A 19,013-nucleotide genomic window follows, 5' to 3' on the forward strand; every position below is an offset into this window, starting at 1 on the left:
GGGCCCATGCAGAAGAGCCGCTGCGGTGAGGCAGCGGCTCTTGGATCGATCAGCCGTGAAACGCCGGCGCGTGGGCGAGGGGTCAAAGCAGGGGCTGGGTGTCGACCAGCCAGGGGGTGGCCGCTGTGGCGCCGAAGCCGGCGGCCGGGAACGGCGAGGTCAGGGGATCGGTGGCGAGGGGTTGGCTGCCGCCGAGGGAGGCGAGCTCCGTCAGGGCCATGATCGGCTCGCTGCCGAGCAGCGGATCGGTGGTCAGGGCGTCGCCGAAGGCCATCGGGGCACTGGCGATGTCGTCGCTGCCGGCCGGGGCGAGGCTGGTGCCGCCGCCGATGATCGGGTCGACCGTCTCAATGGTGGCCAACTGGGGCGTGCTGACCAGGGGCGCGCCGGTGGCAGTGACCGTGAACTGTTGCTGGAGCTGCAGGCCGGTGGAACTAGTGGGAGAGACGATGGGTCCGGCGGAGACGTAGTTCCAGTTGCTGTCGAGCGACCAGAAGTGGAAGCGGCCCGTGGACACTTCCTTCCAGAGAATCTGGTTCTGGTTGGTGCCGACGGTTTCGGCGGCGAGGATCTGCCAACCGCTGAACTGACCGGCCCTGATCTGGGAGCCGCTCCTGCGGACGGCGGACGTGATGCCGTTCATCTGAACGGAGACCAGGTCGGTGCTGGTGTCCCGCAGTAGCCGGACCGCGCCGTTGGGATCGATCACCTGAAGCGCGCTGCTGGTGGTCGTGGTCGTGGTGGTTGTTGTTGTTGTGGTGGTTGGGGGTTGGCTGGTCAGGGGCGTGCCGGTGGCATTGACCATGAACTGTTGCTGAAGCTGCAGGCCGGTGGAACTTGTGGGAGAGACGATGGGTCCGGCGGAGGCGTAGTTCCAGTTGCCGTCGAGCGACCAGAAGTGGAAGCGGCCCGTGGACACTTCCTTCCAGAGAATTTGGTTCTGGTTGGTGCCGACGGTTTCGGCGGCGAGGATCTGCCAACCGCTGAACTGACCGGCCCTGATCTGGGAGCCACTCCTGCGGACCGCTGACGTGACGCCGTTGATCCGGACGGAGACCAGGTCGGTGGTGGCGTCTCGCAGCAGTTGGACGGCGCCGTTGGGATCCAGAACCTGAAGGGTGGTCGTGGTGGGGGGCGGCGTTGTCGTGGTGGGGGGCGGCGGGGTGCTGCCGGTGGGCTGGACGGTGCCGCTCACCATGTACTGGCCGAGGCTGGCGTAATCGGTGTAGCCGTTGGGGATGGGGGCCAGGGGGTTGCCGACGCCGACGCCGTCGATGCCGAGGAAATAGGTGCCGGCGTCGAGGTTGAGGGAGAAGCTGGCCGTGGTCAGATCGGCCGGGTTGAAGGTCTGGACGAAGCTGCCGTTAGCCCGGTAGAGGGTCGCGGCGATGTCCAGGTTGGGGCCGCGGGAGGCGAGGTACTGGGTGGTGAAGCTGCCGGCGCTGCCGACGAAGGCCCTGGAGGCGTTGACGATGTTGAAGGACACCAGACCGGCGCCGGTGTCAAACCGGAACATGTCGATGTCGGTGTTGCGCTCGATGACGCCGAAGCTGCTGAAGGTCAGCCCGGTGAGCGCCGTGGCGGTGCTGAGGGTGCTGCCGTGGTCATCGACGTTGTAGGTGAAGCCGTTGCCGTTGGTGATCGTGGCGAGGTCGTCCTGGGTGTTGTTGGCGCCGAGGTACTGGGCGTTGCTCCACTGGGTGACGTTCTCGTCGTTGCCCAGCCAGGACGCCCCCATGATGGTGCCCCAGCTGGTGGCACCGGCGCCGCCGTGGCCGCCGTAGTACTCCGTGGTGGTGCCGGCGCCGTCGTGGGTGAGGCCGAGGGTGTGGCCGACTTCGTGGCTGGCCGTCTCGGCGGCGGTGTATTCACCCCGGTTGAACACCAGGGCCACGTCGTCGGTGCTCCAGTTGAAGCTGTTGTAGTAGGCGGTACCGCCACCACCGGCATTCGTGATCGCCTTGCCGGTGAGCAGGTTGAGGTTGCTGGTGAAGGCCACCCGGATGCCCCAGCGGTCATCGCCAGTGCCGAACTTGCGCAGGGCTTCGGTGCCCGGGTCCTGGGTGGTGACGTTGACGTTGAAGGGGGCGAAGTCTTCGGCCACCCGTTGCCAGATGCGCTGGATTTCCGTGAGCGCGGTGGAATCGAGGGTGCTGTAGAAGCCCTTCAGGCTCAGGTTGCCGCCGTTCTCCCAGGGGGAGTTGTTGATCTGATAGCCGTCGAAGTCGAGAAAGATCGTCTTCGTGGCTGTCGGATTGCTGTGCAGACGGAACACATTGCTCAGGTCCACGCCCGTGCCGAGGGTGACCAGGCCGCTCAGGACCAGGGGAGCCTGGTCGGTGGTGGTGTCCCAGGCAGCGGCACCGTCACCGGTGGTGACGGCCAGCACGCTGCAGGCCCGGCAGCCGCAGGTGGGTGCCATGGAGGCGGCACTCGGGCCGGAGGCTTCTCCGGGCCAGGGATCGTTCAGCGCCTGGTGGCTGCTGGTGGCCACCGTCGGGGTGGCGGCGATGGTGACACCGTTCTGGAAGACGGGCTCCGGTGCGGGGGCCTGGGCGGCCGGAGCCGAAAAGCTGGCTTCGAGGCTGTCCAGGCTGTTGCCTGAGCCGTTGGCGGGCGGTGAGGCCTTGGTCGTGGCCAGAGCGGTGTTGATCAGGATGGCGGGCGCTTCGGCTGAGGCCGGGGCCGCGTCCGCCAACAGGGTGAGGGTTGTATCGGAGGAGCGTCTGGCTTGGCTCGAAAGTTCAGGGAACAGGGGGGAAAGCGATTGTTGGGCCCCTGTGAATTCGGTGGTAGTCATGGCGAAGAGAGGGGTAAATGACCAACGAGAACCATCAGCACCTGCAGCCTCCAACCATGGACAGGCGGATGCTTCAGGAGATCTTCAAAGTCGTTGCGCCCAGAGGACTGGAGGGATCGACTTTGTTTCCGGGGGGGGCTGATGGAAGGGACCCTTTTCCCCCGCACTCATCATCGTTCTGCAGCAGCTTTGCTGTCTTTATGCACAGGCCAATTCACGGGGAGAGTTGCGTGACCGACGCTGAGCATTTCCTTGGAATTGCACCACCAACCCTGTGGGTTCGGATTCAAAAATCGCTGTAGGGCGGCCGCAGCGGCCTTGCCCGGGAGGTCGAGCGAAGGCTGGCCCGACGGCGTTGTCGAACGGTGCGGGGGGCTTCCCGAAGGGGGTGAAGGAGGCAGGATCCCAGTCGTGCCAATGCTTTCGGCTGCCTGCTGCCCGGTCTGGCGAACCTTGGAAGAACCCTTCCCGAAGCCTGAGCGTCAGAGCTTTAACGCCCTAAGCGCCTTTAAGCATTTGGTGCAGATCTGTAACGGATCCGCAGCCTCGGCGCTGCTCTCCGCTTAAAGCTCCTTTTGCCGGGATGGTGCCATCCGGAGCACCGGGTGGCAAGCCTCAGGGGGGTGGGGGGACGCCCGTCTCCGAGCTGTCGTCCTCCTCTGGGACCAGTCGGGAGAAGTACTCCTCCTCACTGGCGCCGGAGGACAGGCCCGGGAGGGGCCCACCCCGCAGGCTGATCGCCGTGTGCCACTCCACCAGCAGGGGCACCTCCTGCCCCTTGCGCTGGGCACCCATGGCGAAGGCGATGGCCAGGGCGAAGGAGGAGAGCATCACCCGCAGGCTGTCCCTGACCACGGCCTCGATGGCCTTGGGTGTCGGGGCCTGGATCCTGGCCGCCACCTCCTGCCTCACCTCCTGGAGGCGAGCCAGCATCCTGCGCTTGGTGTCCGGCAGCGGCAGCCCCATGGTCTCGAAGCGGATGCCGAGGCTCGGGGTCTGGATGGCCTGAAGGCGGGCCTGGAGGTTGTCGAGGCTGGTGGCCGTCGTGATGGTCTCCTGGAGGAGATCGAAGGTGCCGTTGGCGACCGAGAGCTGGCGAGCCACGTTGGCCCTGGCCGCCACCACGCTGTTCCAGCCGGCAAAGGCCTGCAGGGGGACGATCAGCAGGAAGCCGATGACCGCCATGACGGCCAGACGGGCGAGAGCGTCGCGCCGTTTCTGCAGGGTTGGATTCTCGGGGTCGAGGTAGGCCGCCAGATGAAGCAGCCCGAGGGCCACCAGGGGGATGGTGGCCGAGTCAAGGCAGGCCGAGATGAAGCGCAGTTGCCAGTCGGTGTCCAGCAGGCGAACGGGAAGGATGCTGGACAGCAGGGTGATGAGGTAGGTGACGAACAGGGCGATCGCCATGAAGGCGAGCCGATCGGCAAGGATCGCCGAATCGAAGGCCCTGAATTCCTTGGTGCCGGCCATCAGGAGAGCCGGGTCCCGGTTCGGGACTCTGGGTGGCCTGCTGGTTTCCCTGCGTGGATGTCGATGGGATGGGACGCGAGCGCCACGGGATCGGAAGCATTCAGGCCGCTGAACTTTCTCGCAGCGGCTTCAATCACCGAGGCTGGAAGTTGCCAGTCTGCCAACCGACCGGCCACTCAATGTGTGACTGGTTATGACCAGGACGAGGTATGGATCACGACTTCGATATCACTGACTGGTGTTGATGTCAGCCTGAACACGGCTCAGGGTGATGGAGGAATCACTTCTCCAGCAGCAAGCGATGACCATCAGGATTCGGTGCTGCTTCGGGCTGAGGAGAGTCTGATTCGGTGCCGCATCTTGCGGCTCCAGCCGAAGGCTGCCGCAGCCCCAAGAACGGGAAGCGGACCCGGAACTGCATCGGTGGGCCCTTCATCAGGAATCCGCCAGAATGCTGCCCCCGTAACCTTTTCGCCGCCGCTTTCAGTTCGTCCGTTGGCTTTTTTGACGTTCTGGTAGCGCAGAGCAATCTGGGCCTTGCTCCAGCTATCGCCCGGATCGAAGGCGTTGAAGAGGTTATAGAAACGCTCCGCCACCTGATCAGCAGTGGCGATGTTCGAGTCGTTGGATTGCAGCTTGAACTGAACCTTGACGGTGCTGCCTCCGCCGATGCCCGTGCTGCCGGATCCGCCATGGCAGCCGTTGCTGCTGCTCATGCGGGCGCAGAAATCAAAGTTGGAGAAGGGGGCATAGGGGGCGGTGGCCGAGCCTGTGATCGTCAGCCATTCGTCTTCGTTCACGCGTACACCGCGGCTGCGCTGTTGCGAGGTGGTGTTGTTGACGCCACCGAACACCCTGCCGAAGCCGGAATCCAGCGGGTTGTAGCTCAGCAGGGAGATCGCCTCGCTGCCGTTGCTGCGCAGGGGCTCGTTGAAGGCGAATCCCACCAGGGTGCCGGAGGAGGGGCCCGACGCCGGGGAGGTGTTGGTGATGCCGAGGTCAAGGGTGTAGGTGTTGCCGTTGCCCGGGTCCTTGCGGAAGTCGAAGCTCATCCGGCCCTTGACGCCGGTGTTGTAGAAGCTGGTGCCGGCGATGCCGCTGTCGAACACCACATCGAAGGCGGTCCTGGCCATGGCGGGGCTGGTGAGCCCGATCGGCCCGACCAGCGCGGCAAGTCCCAGTCCGGTGAGGCCACCGAGCAGCCGGAGGGGGGTCTTGGCTGTGGCGCGCATGAACGCTTCCTTAATCCGCGCTCATCTTAGCAGAGCCTCTCTCACCCTGCTCACAGTTTTGCCCGCCCTCGGGCCTTCAGGGGGAGGCGGGCGGATCGTCCTCCGGCGGGGCGAGCTGGGCGAAATAGTCCTCCTCGATGGCACCGGGAGAGCCAGGACGGGGTGGTCGGCCCTGCCGCCGCAGGCTCCAGATCGTCAGCACCTCGACCAGCAGCGGCACCTCCCGGCCGCGGCGCTGGGCAGCGATCGCGAAGGCCAGCGCATAGACGACGCTGGTGGCCGTCACCCGCAGGGTGTTGGTCGCCACGTTCTCGATGGCCTCCGGTGGCGGCGCCTTGATCCTGGCCTTCACCTGCTCCTCGATTTCGTTGAGGCGGATCAGCATCTGGCGTTGGGTCTCCGGCAACGGCAGGCCCAGGTTCTCGAAGCGGATGCCCAGTTCCGGGGACTGCAGCGCCTGCAGCCGCACCTGGAGATCCTCCAGGCTGGTGGCGGCATTGATCGCCTCGCGGACCAGGGCGAAGTTCCTGTTCGCGATGCTCAGCTGGCTCGTCAACCTGGTCCTGGCCGTGGCGACGGTGCTCCAGGAGGCATAGGTCTGCAGAGGAATCAGCAGCAGGAACCCCAGCACCGCCAGGATCGCCCAGCGGGCCAGGGCATCCCGACGTTTCTCAAGGGCGGCATTGGCGGGATCCAGGTAGGCCGCCAGATGCAGCAACCCCAGGCCCAGCAGGGGGATGGCGGCGGCGCTGATCAGGGTGGAGCTGACGCTCAGTTGCCAGAGGGTGTCGAATGGCCGCAGGGGAATGGCGGTGGCGACGACCCTGACGCCATAGATGACGAAGAGCGCGATCGCCATGACCGAGAGCCGGTCGGCCAGGACCGCAGCCCCACGGGGGCTGGCGGGGGAATCAGTCACCATGCGCGTTGCCTGCCCATGGCATGGTTTCTCCCATCGATGCCAGAGGCTTTGCGGGACAGGTTAGGGCCCGAAGACCGGAAACTTCAGAGCGGCTCAGGCCGCAGGCTGGTTGCGGAGTTCAGCCGTCGTGATCCTGCGGCGCAGCCGGCGGCTGAAGGCGAAGGCTGTGGCAGCACCGAGCACGGGAAGGGGGCCGGGGACTGGATCGCCAGGGCTCCTGGGCGGCTTCCTGGGAACACCAGCCACCTTGTCGCTCTTGCCCCTGGCACCACTGGTGGTGGTCACGTTCTGGAAGCGGAGGGCCACCTGGGCGTTCTTGAAATCTCCGTCATTGGTGAAGGTTCGGGAATTGAAGAGGTCGAAGAACGACTGGGCGACGAGAGTGGCGCTGTTGATGGACGATTTATTGGAGGCCAGGGTGAACCGGACAAGGGCCGACTGACCATCCGTCAGACCCGTGCCGTTCTGGGAGCCGCCGTGGCAGCTGTTGCCGGTGTCCCGGGCGCAGAAGGTGAAGCTCCCGAAGGGTGCGTAGGCAGCCCGGCTTGGCGTTGCCGTAGGGAAGTTGAGGATCTGATTATTGCTGACGTTACGCTCTGCACCACTTGTTGATGCGCCCCAGACATCTCCGAAATTGGAAGCCAAAGGGTTGTAGGTCAGCAGTTTGAAATCAGGGGATGATGTAGTGCCCGGAACGTTGAAGGCAAAGGCTGTCAGTGTTCCTGAGGGATTGCCAGAAACTGGAGATGTGTTCTGGATGTTCAGATCCAGCGTGTAGCGATTATCTGCAGCGTTGGTTGGGTCCAGCTTGATGAAGCTGAACGTCATCTTGCCGGAAACACCGGTGGCTTCTGCACTTGTTTTCTTATTGGCCGCGCTGAAATCGACGTCAAACGACGTGAACGCCATCGCGGGAGCGGCCCCCCCAACGAGGAGACCAGCCAGGCAGCCGACCGACAGAAGCTGGTTGCGGCGGGCCGAGGCCAACATTGCGACAGCATGAAAGTCCGTTCACCATACCACAGGTTTTGTCACCCTGCATCAAGGCGCTTTAGTCAATCCTTAAGCTCCGGGGTGGTTCCGGCCCCGTGCCACGGCTTCCCGGCCCTCAGGTCGTCAGGGGAGGAAGGCATGAACACCCTTGCAATCATTGGGTTCTCCCTGGCCATGGAGTGTCCATGGCTGCGTAGATCACTGTGGGATGGTGCGGATCGGAGCCGACGCTGGCAGATGTTGAATCCCCCTTTCTGCTGCAGAGGAGATGCGGATGGTCGGCGGTGTCTGTGACGGCCACCTTCGCCGGCCCCACCGGCCCCGCCGGTCCCTACGCCCCGCCGGGGAGGATGATCGTGCCCCCGCCTGCCGTTTGACCGGCTTCGCTCCATGCTGCGCATCGCCCACGCCCTGAACAGCCAGCTGCTGGGGGCCCTGGAGAGCGCGTTCCCCGAGGCGTCTGCCGCCGCCCGTGTCGCCGGCGCGCCGCTGGATCCCCAGCTCGGGCCCGCCAGCAAGCCGGAGTTCGGTGATTTCCAGGCCAATGGTGCCCTGGCCCTGGCCCGTCCCCTGCGTCTGGCGCCCCGGGCGATCGCGACGGCGATCGTGGAGCGGCTGGCGGCCGACCCGGACTTTGGGGCCCTCTGCCTGCCGCCGGAGATCGCCGGGCCGGGCTTCATCAACCTCACCCTGAGGCCCGAGGTGCTGGCCGCCGAGGTGGGGCGCCGGCTGGCCGATCCCCGCCTGGGGGTGGAGCCCGTGGCCCCCGGCGGCGCGCCAGTGGTGGTGGATTTCTCCAGCCCCAACATCGCCAAGGAGATGCACGTGGGGCACCTGCGCTCCACGATCATCGGCGACGCCCTGGCCCGGGTGCTGGAGTTCCGCGGCTATCCGGTGCTGCGGCTCAACCACGTGGGCGACTGGGGCACCCAGTTCGGCATGCTCATCACCCACCTCAAGCAGGTGGCGCCCGAGGCGCTCGACACCGCCGACGCCGTCGATCTGGGCGACCTGGTGGCCTTCTACCGCCAGGCCAAGGCCCGCTTCGACAGCGATGAAGCCTTCCAGACCACCTCCCGCGAGGAGGTGGTGAAGCTGCAGAGCGGCGATCCGGTGTCCCGCCGGGCCTGGCAGCTGCTGTGCGACCAGTCGCGCCGGGAGTTCCAGCGCCTCTACGACCGCCTCGACATCCGCCTCGACGAGCGCGGCGAATCCTTCTACAACCCCTACCTGGAGGCGGTGGTGGCCGACCTGGCCGCCGCCGGCCTGCTGGTCAGTGATGGCGGCGCCCAGTGCGTGTTCCTCGAGGCGGAGGACGGCACGGCGAGCCAGGCGCCGCCGGTGATCGTGCGCAAGAGCGACGGCGGCTTCAACTACGCCACCACCGACCTGGCGGCCATCCGCTACCGCTTCGGCGCAGCTCCCGACGGCGACGGCGCCCGCCGGGTGATCTACGTCACCGACGCCGGCCAGGCCAGCCATTTCGCCGGGGTGTTCCAGGTGGCCCGCCGCGCCGGCTGGATCCCCGAGGGCGGGCGGCTGGAGCACGTGCCCTTCGGGCTGGTGCAGGGGGAGGACGGCAAGAAGCTCAAGACCCGTGCCGGCGACACGGTGCGGCTGAAGGAGTTGCTGGATGAGGCGGTGGAGCGCTGCGAAGCCGACCTGCGCCGCCGCCTGGCGGAGGAGGAGCGCCAGGAGGAGGAGGCCTTCATCAGCGAGGTCGCCACAACGGTGGGCCTGGCGGCGGTGAAGTACGCCGACCTGAGCACCAACCGGATCACCAACTACCAGTTCAGCTTCGATCGCATGCTGGCCCTCAGCGGCAACACCGCCCCCTATCTGCTCTATGCGGTGGTGCGGATCGCCGGGATCGCCCGCAAGGGCGGCGGCGATGACGCGGTGCCGTCGGTGCTGGGCTTCAGTGAGCCCCAGGAGTGGGCGCTGGTGCGCCAGCTGCTCCAGTTCGATGCCGTCATCCAGGAGGTGGAGGAGGAGCTGCTGCCCAACCGGCTGTGCAGCTACCTGTTTGAGCTCTGCCAGCTGTTCAACCGCTTCTACGACCAGGTGCCGGTGCTCAGGGCCGAGGAACCGGCCCGCGGATCACGGCTGGCGCTCTGCCGCCTCAGCGCCGACACCCTCAAACAGGGCCTGGGCCTGCTGGGCATTCCCACCCTGGAGCGGATGTGAGGCCACGGGAAAGGTCCGGTAGCGTTTGCCGGCACGGCGGCTGATGGATCCGGATGGTCGTGGGAGAGCCGGTCAGAGCAGAGCCCGTCAGAGGAGAGCCGGTCAGAGTCGTGATCATCGGCGGTGGCTGTGGCGCCATGACCGCGGCCTACGAACTCTCCAGACCTGAGCACAACGGCCGCTACGCCGTCACTGTTTACCAGCAGGGATGGAGGCTGGGGGGCAAGGGGGCGTCGGGTCGTGGTCCGTCCGCTCGGGTGGAGGAGCACGGACTGCATGTGTGGCTGGGCTTCTATGAGAATTCCTTCCGGATGATGCGGGAGTGCTATTCCGCTCTGGAGGCGCCGCCGGAGGGGTCACCGTTCGGCCCCTGGCAGGAGGCCTTTCTGCCGGAAATGGATGTGGGCCTGTTCTCACGGGCAGGATCGGCTGACTGGCAGAAGTGGACGGCGCAGTTTCCACCCAGGCCGGGCCTCCCGGGGGACCCGCTGGAGCCCGGCGCCGTCTATTCCATGGCGGGCTATCTGCAGCAGGCCATTGCCATGCTGCGCACCCTGATCCTGGATGTGGAGGTGAGCACGTCGACGGAGCCCCGCGATGGGGGCCAGCCCGGGGACCTTCTGGACGCCATGGCCGGCTGGCTGGCGGGGGGCACGTTCACCGGAGCGGCTCTGATCGTGGAGGGGCTCGCTCTGTTGAGCAGTGCCCTGCGGATCCTGCCGCTCCCGGTGGAAGCCCCCCTGATCCGCTTCGTTGAGGAGCTGAACACCTCCATCCGATCCTGGCTGGAAGAGCGATGGCTCTCGGATCATCCCAAGCGCTACATCTGGGAGATCGTCGACCTCGTGCTGGCGATCATCGTGGGCAGTTTTCGGTTCAATCTGCTCCGTGACCCCAGGGGACTGGATGCGATCGACCACTACGAATGCAGGGAATGGCTGCGCCTGAATGGGGCTTCGGAGCGGGCCGTTCGCTCCCCTTTCGTGGTCGGTCTTTATGACCTGGCCCTGGCCTACGAGGACGGCGATTCCAGCAAGCCGGCCCTCGCGGCCGGACAGGCGATCCGGGGCTCCCTGCGCATGTTCTTCGGCTATCGAGGCTCCCTGTTCTGGCGCCTGCGGGCGGGCATGGGCGATGTGGTGTTTGCGCCCCTGTATGCCTTGCTGCGTCGCCGGGGGGTGCGTTTCAAGTTCTTCCACAAGCTCACCGATGTTCAGATCCCTGCGGGGCCACCCATCCAGCCCGGCGATCGCAGCCATGTGGAAGCCCTCGAGTTTGAGGTTCAGGCCGAGATTCACGGCAACCGCGACTACGACCCCTTGATCAACGTGGGCGATCGTCCGTGTTGGCCATCGCAACCCGATTTCGAGCAGCTGGTCGACGGTGACCGCCTCCGTATCGAACAGCGGGATTTCGAGTCGCACTGGGATCGCTCGTTCACCTTCAGGCGCCGCCTCGAAGTGAAGCGTGACTTCGATGCCGTGGTTCTGGGTGTGAGCATCGGTGCGGTCCCCCATGTCTGCCCCCAGATCCTGGCCAGGGATCAGCGCTGGGCCACCATGGTGGAGAAGGTGAAGACCACGGCGACGCAGGCTTTTCAGATCTGGCTGCAGGAGGATCTGTCCCAGCTGGGCTGGCAGGGTCCTCCCTACATCGTCTCGGCCTTCGATAAGCCCTTCGACACCTGGTGTGACATGGCCCATGTCATTCCTGAGGAGGCGTGGGCGCGCTCTCCCGCCACCGCCATTTACTTCTGCGGCGTACTCAGGGATCCACCTGTGCCGCCGCCTGATGCCGACAGCCACTATCCGCTCCTTCGAACGGAGGAGGTCAGGGAGAATGCCGTGGCCTTTCTGCGCAACGCCGGCTCAGCCCTGTGGCCCCTGGCCTATGACGCGGGTGGAAACTTCCGCTGGGAGCTGCTGGCCGATCCTGGTCCGGCGGAGGCTGACGCAGAGCCCCTGGGCGCAGAGATCCTCGGTGAGCGGAGATTTCTGAGCCAGTACTGGCGGGCGAACGTCAACCCGTCCGACCGCTATGTTCTGGCGCTGCCAGGCAGTCTGAAGCATCGGATTTCACCGCTGGATCCCACCTACGACAACCTGACCATCGCTGGAGACTGGACCGACTGTGGGTTCAACGAGGGATGTACCGAAGCCGCCGTGATCTCCGGGCGGCTGGCCGCCCATGCCATTGCGGCTTCACCCCCGCTGGCCGAGATCCACGGATATGACCATCCTTGAACGGTTCAGCATAAACTCCCCATCAGAGCGCTACACCATCGATGTCAGATACCCCGTTGCCAGATCACCAGCCGGAAATGGAGCAGGAGGACACTCCGGATGGACGTTGGCAACGTCCCCCGCTTGAGCGTGAGAGCCCTTTGCGCAGTGGCTGGTCAGACAGCGGGCCGCAGGTGGGTGCCCGGCGTATCACCGAAACGGTGGAAGACACCATACGAACGGCCTATCAGGTCATTGGCGAGAACTTTCGCCAGGGTCATGACGCCGCCGAGCGCTACAGCCAGCAGACACCCCGTGGCGCTGCCGATGCCTCCCGCGACCTGGGCGCCCTGACCAGTCGCATGATCCAGTTGGGACGGGACATGGCCAATACCTATTTTGATGCCATGGATATCCTCTTGCAGGAGGTTGATCAGCGTCGCGGGGAGCGTGAACGCCCGCAGGAGCGGCGGGATTCTGCTGCGAATAATGGAGTCGACGATGCCGGCGAGTCCCGTTAATGCAGGCCATGGTGCTTGTGGTGCGTGGGGTCCATGACCAGAACGATCCAGCCACTGCTTGAGGCCTATGGAAAGCTGATTCGCGCGTATGTGGATCGCTATCTCACGAGCCAGCCCCGGGCTCCCTATCTCCATGACCTCCTGGCCGATTATCCGAGCCGTGGCGGCAAGATGATGCGGCCGTGCATCTGCATGGCCAATGCGCGGGCCTTCGGGGGACGGCTGGAAGATGCCATTCCCTTCGCCGGCGCGGTGGAGATTCTCCACAATGCCCTCCTCATTCATGACGACATCCAGGATGAAAGTGTGGAGCGTCGAGGCCTTCCCACCTTGCATGCCCTGCATGGTGTGCCCTTGGCGATCAACGCCGGCGATGCCATGTTGCTGATGGCCTTCGGCCCCCTGCTCGACCATGTCGGCAGTCGCGGCGGCACATTTGCCCGCAGGATTCTTGACGTGACGCGACGGATGGCCAGGGAAACGGCGGAAGGGCAGGCGCTGGATATCGGCTGGAGGCAGGACCATCGCCATGACATCACCACGGCTGACTATCTCACCATGGTGCTGAAGAAGACGGCGTGGATGGCCACCATCTGGCCGGCCCAGGTGGGGATGCTGCTCGGAACCCATGGCCAGGTGGATCCAGATGCCGTTGTCCGGTTCGGTTTCTTTCTCGGTGCCACCTTCCAGATCCAGGATGATCTGCTGAACTTCTCTCCCGAAGCTTCCTACGGCAAAGAGCCACAGGGGGATCTGTTCGAAGCGAAGCACACCCTGCTGTTGATTCATGCCCGTGACCAATGCAATGCGAGTGAACGCCAGCAGCTCGACCACTTCATGAATCTGCGGCGCGAGGAGCGCACCGCTGAAGCCGTGGCCTGGCTTGCGGATCTCATGGTCAGCAAGGGTTCCCTTGACTATGCGCGCATGGTGGCGGAGTCCCTGGCGGGTGCCGCGCGCCACGAATTCACCAGGGCCTATGGCCACCTGCCGGAGTCGGAGGATAAGGATTTCATCGAGGACCTGGTTCCTTGGGTGTTCAACCGGGCAACCTGATGCCGGCTTTTCCTGGCAGCGGTGTCGTCCATCCTGGCGGTCGCGTGCTGCTCTACGGCGCCACCGGGTTCAGCGGCCGGCTGCTGACCCGGTGCCTTCTGGAGCAGGGGATCGATGTGGTGCTGGCGGGCCGGAATGAAGCCAGGCTGGCGGAGTTGGCTCGCCGATGGAAGCTGGATTTCCGTGCGTTTTGCCTCGATGATCCTGCGCAGATCGAGGCGTCCCTCGACACGATTCAGGTGGTGCTGCATGCGGCTGGTCCGTTTACGCGCACGGCGCTGCCGGTGATCGCCGCCTGTATTCGCACCGGCACCCACTATCTCGATCTGACCGGGGAATGGCCCGTGTTTCAGCTGGCGATGGATCAGGGTGAGCGCGCCGCTGCCAACGGCGTGATGTTGATGCCGGGGATCGGCTTTTCGATCGTGGCGTCGGATTGTCTCCTGGCAATGGCCCGGGCCCGGTTTCCTGAGGCGGTGGCTCTGCGTCTGGCCCTTTCCGCCCCTGATGTGATGTCACGGGGCACGTTCCGCAGCCTGATGGGACTCACCAGCTCCACCGTGATGGTGCGCAGGAACGGGACTCCCACCGGCTTGCCTGCGGGGTCGCTGTCGCGCTGCTTCGACTTCGGCGCCGGCTTGCGGAAGGCGGTCGCCGTCACCTGGCCGGATGTCTTCATCAGCCAGGTCACCGATGGCATCGCCACCCTGGAGGTGTATGCCCAGGCCGATTGGCCCGTTCAGTTCGCCTACCGGGCCGGCTCCAGCATGGCCCCGCTGCACCAGTCGGCCCTCGGCCAGCGGCTGCTGGATCTTCTCAGTCAAGGTTGGCCCGAGGCCCCTTCCGCAACGCAACGGCAGCGCTCCGGCTTCACCCTTGTGGTGGAAGCGGAGGATCGCTGGCGACGCTGCCGCTCCCTCCGCATCCAGACGCCGGATGGCTATACCGTCACCGGTGCGACGGCAACGGCGATCGTCGGGCGTGTCCTCAAGGGCCATGTGGCTCCGGGTTTTCAGTCGCCCGCGCACCTCTACGGAGGTTCGCTGCTGGAGGACGTGGGTTGTGTTCTGCCAGTAGGGTGAGCCGACGCGTATCGGGACCAGCCGCACCTGCATTCGTGAACGATCTTCCCTATCTCGATAATCCACTGGATGGCCAGCAGGAGGCACCCCCTTACCTGTTCACGGGCATTCAGTCGCACTACTTCAAGCTCAAGGCCGAGGCCGGCGCCCTGGAGAGCTTCTGCGCACGCTATCTGAACCCGGCATCCAACTCATTCACCTACTGGCCGCTGTCCTCCCTGCCGCTGGTGGGTGCCGGCTTTGGACAGCCTTTCGTTGTCCTTGGGGTCCTTTTCTATCCAGACATGCGGTCTGGCAGCTTCCACCCTGAGCGCTCCACCCGCCAGCACGAAGTCTTTTTCTCCTTCCCCGTTCTGCGCTTCAACAACGGATTCCCAGACAAGATCTGCTGGGTCTACCCCTTCATCTGTGTAGACAACATCCGTTCGGCGATCACGGGTCGAGAAGTGATCGGGCTGTCCAAGCTTGTGGGCCGATTCGATTGTCTGGACTCCCGCCCGTCTGGTTCACCTCACCCCCCGTCCCGCGACTCCCTCTCCGGAGAGCTGTTCGGTGACGATACGGACTCGATGGGGATCAGTGTCCCCACCTACCTGCGCTACGGCCGTGACAGCCATGAGCACATGCTGCCCATCATCCGCATCCAGGCGGACCCCAAGTTCCAGCCTGAGGGCCTGCTCGGCGAGATGGCGTCTGACCTGCAGGACTCACCGGTCCTCGACCGCGCCGCAGCCGAGGCACGGGCTGGCTTCGGACTGCCATGGCCCGCCCCTGACGCGGCCAGCGCGGGAGCTTTCCTGAGCCGAATCGAAGAGTTGATCCATGGATTCACCTTTCTGACTCCGAAGCTGGCCATCAACAGCCTCAAGCAGACGAGGAGCAGTGTTGATCCCGCCTATTCAGACCATCAGGCCCTGCTGGAGACGGTCTGGCAGTCGGAGAACGTTCGCCAACTCCGATTCTGGGAACTCGGCCACTTCCGAATCCAGATCTTCAACTATGCGGGCCTGCCCCTGGCTAACCAGCTCGGTCTGGGGGAATACAAGCGCGATGGTGATTTCATCGAACTGGAAGGTCTGGGCTCCAGCTATTCCCTCAGTACCGATCTGCGTATGGTGAGCTCCTCCGTTCTGGCGGAGGCGAATGGTGCTGCGCCTACGGCTGGCAGCACCCTGCTCCGTGATCTCACCACCATCCCCATGGCCTGCCTGTCCCTGACGGCCGACATGGCGGATGCCTCGATCCAGTGGGCCGGCTTGTCCGTTTCTCTGGCGCGACAGGCCCTTGGCCTGAAGCGCTGAGTGGCAACCTGCAGGCGCGTTACTGCGCGGATCCGCCGATCCGTTCCCGGGCGTAGAGCTGTTTCTTCTCGTTGATCATGGTCTCGAAGCTTGTGGCCCCCTGGGCCCTGGCCATGGCCAGGGCCTGATCCAGGGCCTCCATCACGGTGGGTTCGTCATGGCCCATGGCTCTGGCGATCACGTCCGCTTTGCGGACATGGACCAGGGGCATGAAGTAGGCCTCACCCGAGCGTCTGACCGCTTCCTCCGCTGCCTGAATGGTCGCGAAGGCCTCGGGCACCGAGCCAGCCAGGGAGTGGAGCGTCGCAATTTCCGCCAGTCGATAACCCTCCAGTGTCATCACACCCAGGCGCTGCTGTTCTCGCATGCCTTCCATCGCGATCGCCAGGGCCTCGCCCCCGGGCTCGGCCTGGCCTGCCTGCGCCAGGGCGACCCCTTTGTACACCTTGGCAATGGCGCGCCAGGTCAGGTAGCCATAGGCATCGGAGATCCTCAGGATGGAATCGCTGACGGCGATGGCCTCCAAGTAGCGGCCCTGCAGCACCAGAATCAACAGTTCATGGCTCAGCGTGTAGACCGTTTCGTAGTTCCTTCCCAGGCGTTCCGCATGCCGCCGCGCCTGTTCGAGGGTGGCGGCCACCTGATCCGGATCGCCGCAGGCCTGCTCCACCATGGCGAGGGCCGTGAGTGAGCCGGTCATCGGATCATGGGTGGAGGGAAAACTGAGATCCCAGCCCTCGTGCAGATGGTAAAGGTCAATGCTTTCGCTCAGATGCTGGCGCGCCAGGGCCATCGATCCCTTGACGTAATGGACGTAGCCGATGGAGAAATGGGCTTCGATGCCATGGATGGGATCCCTGCCCTGGTTCCATAGCTGGATGCACTGGCCTGCCGAGCGCTCGGCGTTGTCCAGATCGCAGGAGACGATGTGGAAATTGCAGATTCCCCGCAGGATCGCAAACGACGACTGGCTGTCCTCCAGTCGCTCTGCCAACGATCGGGACTCCTCCAGAATCTGGCCCACTTCGGGCGCCGAGTAGCTGCGGGATCCCGCCAGGCTCATGGCCAGGCCCAGCAGCAGCATCAGCTCCAGGGAGGCGGGCAGACCCTCCGGTCGGCAGGCGTCGTGGCGCAGCAGATCCAGGGCCGTCTGGAAATGCTGCACGGCTTCTTCATGGGAGGCCATTTCAGCGGATCGACGCCCCGCACTGATCCAGTGGGGGATGGCCTGCTCGAAGGAACCGGCGCGGGTGAAGTGATGGGCCAGCAGCTGGGGTTCCGCGTCGATGAGCTCATGAAACTGAGCCGAGAGTGTCGTGGCGATCTGTTCGTGAAGGGTCTGTCGCTCCCGCTTCAGCATCGTTTCGTAGGCCGTATCACGAATCAGCGCATGTTTGAATTCATAGGCCTCACCGGCGGTCTGATCAGAGAACTGCAGCAGCCCGGAAATCAGCAGATCATCCATCTGCTCGCGCAACACCGCCTCCGGTTCGCTGGAGACGGCCTCCAGAAGTTCGTAGGTGAAGCTTCTGCCGATGACCGCCGCGATACTGGCCAGCCTTCGGGCCGGCCCGAGTCGATCGAGGCGGGCGGCCAGGGAGTCCTGCAGCGTTTCCGGGATGGGGTCGGTGCCATCACCGCCGCTGGAGCCGTTGGCACGCAGCTGCTCGAGCATCGATTTCGTCGTTTCCTCCACGAACAGGGGAATCCCATCGCAGCGTTCGACGATGCGCCTGGTCAGCTGGGGAGAGAGGGCTTCATCGGCGTTCAGGCAGGAGCAGATCAGTTCGGAGGCGGCGCGGTCCAGTCGCTTGAGGTTGAGATGGACGCCGCTGTCGCCCGATGGCCAGGGCGGCTTGAATTCGGGCCTCGCCGTGGCCAGAACCATCAAGGGCTGCCGATGGGCTGCGGTGATCAGACGATCGAGCAGCTCCAGGGTTGTGGGATCGATCCAGTGGAGATCTTCCACGACGATCAGGCTCGGCTGACCATCGCTCCAGGCCTGGATCATCGCCAGCAGGGTGTCCAGTCGAATCTGGCGTTTCTTCTCGGGGGTCAGTCCGTCCAGCGCTGATCGGTCCCCACCGCGCAGGCCGATGAGATCGGCCAGAACCTCCAGGCCGCTGGCTTCCGTGGCGCCATAGCGCTCCATCATCCGGGCCAGCTTCTCGTGGCGGCTCTCATCGGGTTCGCCCTTCTCGAAGCCGGCGGCCTTGTTGATCTGCTCGGCGATGGGATGCAGGGTGCTTTCCCTGGTGTTCGGGCCGCAGTACCAGCTCATCTGACGATGGCCCTGATCCAGCAGGGATCGCTTCAGTTCACCGACGAGGTGGGACTTGCCGATGCCGGCTTCCCCCTGGAGCAGCACCAGCTGGCCCTGCCCTGCAGAGGCGGTCTGCCATGTCTTCCGCAGCAGCTCCATCTCCTGCTGGCGGCCGATCAGCGGCAGATCGCTCGTTTTCCAGCGGGCCTGGGAACGGCAGGAGACGTCGGTTTCCTCCAGCACCGCATAGACCTGCATGGCTTGATTGAAGCCCTTCAGTTCCTTTGAGCCCAGGCTCTGGTGATGGAACAACTCCCGTGTGATCCGATGCGTGCTCTCCGACACCAGGATCTGGTTGGGCCCGGCTTCCGATTGCAGCCTGGCGGCCAGATTCGGGGTTTTCCCCATCATCAGCCCGGCCTTGTGGGGCGTTTCGATATCGCGGATGCTGGTGGCCACCACGGATCCCGTGGCGATGCCGATGCGGCAGCGCAGGGGGTCGCAGGTGGGCGACGGGAGGCGCCGGATCGCTTCCCGCAGCCGCAGACCGGCCCTGACGGCATTGGGGGCCGCTTCTTCCGAGGCATCGGGATAGCCGAAGTACGCCAGAATGCCATCACCCAGATACTGGGCCATGTAGCCACTGTGTGAGGACACAATGTCATCACAAATGGCATAGTAAGACTCGACCAACTCCATCAGCTCCTCGGGGTCGAGTTGCTCCGCCAAGGTTGTGGAGTTGACCAGGTCACAGAACAGCACGGTGACCTGACGCCGTTCCGGTGGACGCTTGACAGGTTTCACGCTTGTGCCCATCGCTGGTTCATCGCCGATTCATTGAAGATTCGTCGCTTGGCCCGGGCCTGCGGCCAACGCTGAAACGTGCCGATTGCTGGCGGCGATCTTAGCCTTTGTGAACTTTTTCCGTGGGCGTTCTGTCATTTCCGGCCACCCGGAATCGGGC

12 protein-coding genes are annotated in these 19,013 nt (G+C 64.8%); 6 read left to right on the forward strand and 6 right to left on the reverse strand.

Going from position 1 to position 19,013, the window contains the following annotated elements:
* Positions 1-82 precede the first annotated feature (82 nt).
* From H6G99_RS05545 to H6G99_RS05565, 5 genes are all read right to left on the reverse strand, one after another.
* Positions 83-2,698 (reverse strand): zinc-dependent metalloprotease family protein, encoded by a 2,616-nt coding sequence (locus tag H6G99_RS05545; protein WP_190610413.1) that lies wholly within the window; start codon positions 2,696-2,698, stop codon positions 83-85.
* A 717-nt stretch (positions 2,699-3,415) separates the two neighbouring features.
* Complete coding sequence (locus H6G99_RS05550) at positions 3,416-4,270, reverse strand: hypothetical protein (RefSeq protein ID WP_190610414.1); 855 nt, start codon at positions 4,268-4,270, stop codon at positions 3,416-3,418.
* Between the two features lie 308 nt (positions 4,271-4,578).
* On the reverse strand, positions 4,579-5,502 hold the full coding sequence (locus H6G99_RS05555) for a hypothetical protein (RefSeq protein ID WP_190610416.1): 924 nt from the start codon (positions 5,500-5,502) through the stop codon (positions 4,579-4,581).
* Positions 5,503-5,578: 76 nt separating this feature from the next.
* A complete protein-coding gene (locus H6G99_RS05560) occupies positions 5,579-6,421 on the reverse strand; it encodes a hypothetical protein (protein ID WP_190610418.1) in 843 nt (280 codons plus the stop codon).
* A gap of 96 nt (positions 6,422-6,517) precedes the next feature.
* Positions 6,518-7,411, reverse strand: coding sequence for a hypothetical protein (locus H6G99_RS05565; protein ID WP_190610420.1), 894 nt, complete (start codon positions 7,409-7,411; stop codon positions 6,518-6,520).
* 396 nt (positions 7,412-7,807) lie between these two features.
* On the opposite strand from H6G99_RS05565, the gene argS reads away from it, so the two are divergent.
* Genes argS through H6G99_RS05595 form a run of 6 tightly spaced genes read left to right on the forward strand, consistent with a single transcriptional unit; the run spans position 7,808 to position 15,786 of the window.
* Entirely contained in the window at positions 7,808-9,604 is a 1,797-nt protein-coding gene (gene argS / locus H6G99_RS05570) for an arginine--tRNA ligase (protein ID WP_190610421.1), read from the forward strand.
* Between the two features lie 53 nt (positions 9,605-9,657).
* A complete protein-coding gene (locus tag H6G99_RS05575; protein WP_190610422.1) occupies positions 9,658-11,847 on the forward strand; it encodes an NAD(P)-binding protein in 2,190 nt (729 codons plus the stop codon).
* Between the two features lie 41 nt (positions 11,848-11,888).
* Positions 11,889-12,347 carry a hypothetical protein gene (locus H6G99_RS05580; RefSeq protein ID WP_190610424.1) on the forward strand — a complete coding sequence of 153 codons (459 nt, stop codon included), beginning with the start codon at positions 11,889-11,891 and terminating at the stop codon, positions 12,345-12,347.
* Between the two features lie 33 nt (positions 12,348-12,380).
* On the forward strand, positions 12,381-13,403 hold the full coding sequence (locus H6G99_RS05585) for a polyprenyl synthetase family protein (protein WP_190610426.1): 1,023 nt from the start codon (positions 12,381-12,383) through the stop codon (positions 13,401-13,403).
* Positions 13,403-14,485 carry a saccharopine dehydrogenase family protein gene (locus tag H6G99_RS05590; protein WP_190610427.1) on the forward strand — a complete coding sequence of 361 codons (1,083 nt, stop codon included), beginning with the start codon at positions 13,403-13,405 and terminating at the stop codon, positions 14,483-14,485. The genes H6G99_RS05585 and H6G99_RS05590 overlap by 1 nt, the downstream gene beginning before the upstream one ends.
* A 35-nt stretch (positions 14,486-14,520) precedes the next feature.
* A complete protein-coding gene (locus H6G99_RS05595; RefSeq protein WP_094585789.1) occupies positions 14,521-15,786 on the forward strand; it encodes a hypothetical protein in 1,266 nt (421 codons plus the stop codon).
* 19 nt (positions 15,787-15,805) lie between these two features.
* On the opposite strand, the gene H6G99_RS05600 is transcribed toward H6G99_RS05595, so the two are convergent.
* The gene (locus H6G99_RS05600) at positions 15,806-18,865 is read right to left on the reverse strand and encodes an adenylate/guanylate cyclase domain-containing protein (RefSeq protein ID WP_286190993.1); all 3,060 of its coding nucleotides are present in this window, start codon (positions 18,863-18,865) and stop codon (positions 15,806-15,808) included.
* Positions 18,866-19,013 lie beyond the last annotated feature (148 nt).

Origin of the sequence: Synechococcus sp. FACHB-909 (assembly GCF_014698945.1) — a bacterium.
Lineage (GTDB): Bacteria > Cyanobacteriota > Cyanobacteriia > PCC-6307 > Cyanobiaceae > Cyanobium.

Excerpts from the sequence above, each read along its gene's own strand:
- H6G99_RS05550 (WP_190610414.1), bottom strand. The coding sequence starts at position 4,270 with ATGGCCGGCACCAAGGAATTCAGGGCCTTCGATTCGGCGATCCTTGCC.
- H6G99_RS05555 (WP_190610416.1), bottom strand. The coding sequence starts at position 5,502 with ATGCGCGCCACAGCCAAGACCCCCCTCCGGCTGCTCGGTGGCCTCACC.
- argS (WP_190610421.1), top strand. The coding sequence starts at position 7,808 with ATGCTGCGCATCGCCCACGCCCTGAACAGCCAGCTGCTGGGGGCCCTG.
- H6G99_RS05575 (WP_190610422.1), top strand. The coding sequence starts at position 9,658 with ATGGTCGTGGGAGAGCCGGTCAGAGCAGAGCCCGTCAGAGGAGAGCCG.
- H6G99_RS05580 (WP_190610424.1), top strand. The coding sequence starts at position 11,889 with ATGTCAGATACCCCGTTGCCAGATCACCAGCCGGAAATGGAGCAGGAG.
- H6G99_RS05585 (WP_190610426.1), top strand. The coding sequence starts at position 12,381 with ATGACCAGAACGATCCAGCCACTGCTTGAGGCCTATGGAAAGCTGATT.
- H6G99_RS05590 (WP_190610427.1), top strand. The coding sequence starts at position 13,403 with ATGCCGGCTTTTCCTGGCAGCGGTGTCGTCCATCCTGGCGGTCGCGTG.
- H6G99_RS05600 (WP_286190993.1), bottom strand. The coding sequence starts at position 18,865 with ATGGGCACAAGCGTGAAACCTGTCAAGCGTCCACCGGAACGGCGTCAG.